The organism is Rahnella bonaserana, from assembly GCF_019049675.1.
In the GTDB taxonomy this organism is placed as follows: domain Bacteria; phylum Pseudomonadota; class Gammaproteobacteria; order Enterobacterales; family Enterobacteriaceae; genus Rahnella; species Rahnella bonaserana.
The window spans coordinates 1-3,184 of the sequence record NZ_JAFMOW010000034.1 but is presented as its reverse complement, the minus strand read 5'-3'; the positions used below and the strand labels follow the sequence as shown (position 1 = coordinate 3,184).

Annotated in this window: 2 rRNA genes; both read left to right on the top strand. The window is 52.5% G+C overall.

Annotated features, from left to right (window positions below):
- Positions 1–27: 27 nt before the first annotated feature.
- A 23S ribosomal RNA gene (locus J1778_RS00175) occupies positions 28–2,936 on the top strand.
- 125 nt (positions 2,937–3,061) lie between these two features.
- Positions 3,062–3,177: ribosomal RNA gene (rrf, locus tag J1778_RS00170) — 5S ribosomal RNA — on the top strand.
- The last annotated feature ends 7 nt before the right edge of the window (positions 3,178–3,184 follow it).

The following is a 3,184-nucleotide window of genomic DNA, read 5'->3' as shown; positions in this document are numbered from 1 at the left end:
TGTCTTTAAGACACCTTCGGGTTGTGAGGTTAAGCGACTAAGCGTACACGGTGGATGCCTAGGCAGTCAGAGGCGATGAAGGGCGTGCTAATCTGCGAAAAGCGTCGGTAAGGTGATATGAACCGTTATACCCGACGATACCCGAATGGGGAAACCCAGTGTGTTTCGACACATTATCATTACATGAATACATAGTGTAATGAGGCGAACCGGGGGAACTGAAACATCTAAGTACCCCGAGGAAAAGAAATCAACCGAGATTCCCCCAGTAGCGGCGAGCGAACGGGGAAGAGCCCAGAACCAGAATCAGCGTATGTGTTAGTGGAAGCGTCTGGAAAGTCGCACAGTATAGGGTGATAGTCCCGTACACAAAAATGCATAGGCTGTGAGTTCGATGAGTAGGGCGGGACACGTGACATCCTGTCTGAATATGGGGGGACCATCCTCCAAGGCTAAATACTCCTGACTGACCGATAGTGAACCAGTACCGTGAGGGAAAGGCGAAAAGAACCCCGGCGAGGGGAGTGAAATAGAACCTGAAACCGTGTACGTACAAGCAGTGGGAGCCTACTTTGTTGGGTGACTGCGTACCTTTTGTATAATGGGTCAGCGACTTATATTTTGTAGCAAGGTTAACCGTATAGGGGAGCCGTAGGGAAACCGAGTCTTAACTGGGCGTCAAGTTGCAAGGTATAGACCCGAAACCCGGTGATCTAGCCATGGGCAGGTTGAAGGTTGGGTAACACTAACTGGAGGACCGAACCGACTAATGTTGAAAAATTAGCGGATGACTTGTGGCTGGGGGTGAAAGGCCAATCAAACCGGGAGATAGCTGGTTCTCCCCGAAAGCTATTTAGGTAGCGCCTCGTGAACTCATCTTCGGGGGTAGAGCACTGTTTCGACTAGGGGGCCATCCCGGCTTACCAACTCGATGCAAACTACGAATACCGAAGAATGTTATCACGGGAGACACACGGCGGGTGCTAACGTCCGTCGTGAAGAGGGAAACAACCCAGACCGCCAGCTAAGGTCCCAAAGTCATGGTTAAGTGGGAAACGATGTGGGAAGGCATAGACAGCCAGGATGTTGGCTTAGAAGCAGCCATCATTTAAAGAAAGCGTAATAGCTCACTGGTCGAGTCGGCCTGCGCGGAAGATGTAACGGGGCTAAACCATGCACCGAAGCTGCGGCAGCGACGCTTAGGCGTTGTTGGGTAGGGGAGCGTTCTGTAAGCCGTCGAAGGTGAACTGTGAGGTTTGCTGGAGGTATCAGAAGTGCGAATGCTGACATAAGTAACGATAATGCGGGTGAAAAACCCGCACGCCGGAAGACCAAGGGTTCCTGTCCAACGTTAATCGGGGCAGGGTGAGTCGACCCCTAAGGCGAGGCTGAAAAGCGTAGTCGATGGGAAGCTGGTTAATATTCCAGCACTTGGTGTTACTGCGAAGGGGGGACGGAGAAGGCTAGGCTAGCCGGGCGACGGTTGTCCCGGTTCAAGCGTGTAGGGGGTGTGATTTGGTAAATCCGGTCGCATATCAACCCTGAGGCGTGATAACGAGCCACTACGGTGGTGAAGTAGTTGATGCCAAGCTTCCAGGAAAAGCCTCTAAGCTCCAGGTAACACGAAATCGTACCCCAAACCGACACAGGTGGTCAGGTAGAGAATACTCAGGCGCTTGAGAGAACTCGGGTGAAGGAACTAGGCAAAATGGTGCCGTAACTTCGGGAGAAGGCACGCTGGCGCGTAGGTGAAGGGACTTGCTCCCGGAGCTGAAGCCAGTCGAAGATACCAGCTGGCTGCAACTGTTTAATAAAAACACAGCACTGTGCAAACACGAAAGTGGACGTATACGGTGTGACGCCTGCCCGGTGCCGGAAGGTTAATTGATGGGGTTATCCGCAAGGAGAAGCTCTTGATCGAAGCCCCGGTAAACGGCGGCCGTAACTATAACGGTCCTAAGGTAGCGAAATTCCTTGTCGGGTAAGTTCCGACCTGCACGAATGGCGTAATGATGGCCAGGCTGTCTCCACCCGAGACTCAGTGAAATTGAACTCGCTGTGAAGATGCAGTGTACCCGCGGCAAGACGGAAAGACCCCGTGAACCTTTACTATAGCTTGACACTGAACATTGAGCCTTGATGTGTAGGATAGGTGGGAGGCTTTGAAGCGTGGACGCCAGTCTGCGTGGAGCCAACCTTGAAATACCACCCTTTAATGTTTGATGTTCTAACTCGGCCCCGTGATCCGGGGTGAGGACAGTGTCTGGTGGGTAGTTTGACTGGGGCGGTCTCCTCCTAAAGAGTAACGGAGGAGCACGAAGGTTAGCTAATCACGGTCGGACATCGTGAGGTTAGTGCAATGGCATAAGCTAGCTTGACTGCGAGAGTGACGGCTCGAGCAGGTACGAAAGTAGGTCATAGTGATCCGGTGGTTCTGAATGGAAGGGCCATCGCTCAACGGATAAAAGGTACTCCGGGGATAACAGGCTGATACCGCCCAAGAGTTCATATCGACGGCGGTGTTTGGCACCTCGATGTCGGCTCATCACATCCTGGGGCTGAAGTAGGTCCCAAGGGTATGGCTGTTCGCCATTTAAAGTGGTACGCGAGCTGGGTTTAGAACGTCGTGAGACAGTTCGGTCCCTATCTGCCGTGGGCGTTGGAAGATTGAGAGGGGCTGCTCCTAGTACGAGAGGACCGGAGTGGACGCATCACTGGTGTTCGGGTTGTCATGCCAATGGCATTGCCCGGTAGCTAAATGCGGAAAAGATAAGCGCTGAAAGCATCTAAGCGCGAAACTTGCCTCGAGATGAGTCTTCCCTGTGGCTTTAAGCCACCTGAAGGGACGTTTAAGACTAAGACGTTGATAGGCTGGGTGTGTAAGTGCAGCGATGCATTGAGCTAACCAGTACTAATGACCCGAGAGGCTTAACCTTACAACACCAAAGGTGTTTTGAAGTGGCTCTGAAGTAGATTTTCAGCTGAATGTTCCGAGATTGGTTCGTATGGCGTGTTGAGATGAGAAATCATGAGACATGCGGTATGGATGAAACAGAATTTGCCTGGCGGCACTAGCGCGGTGGTCCCACCTGACCCCATGCCGAACTCAGAAGTGAAACGCCGTAGCGCCGATGGTAGTGTGGGGTCTCCCCATGCGAGAGTAGGGAACTGCCAGGCATCAAAT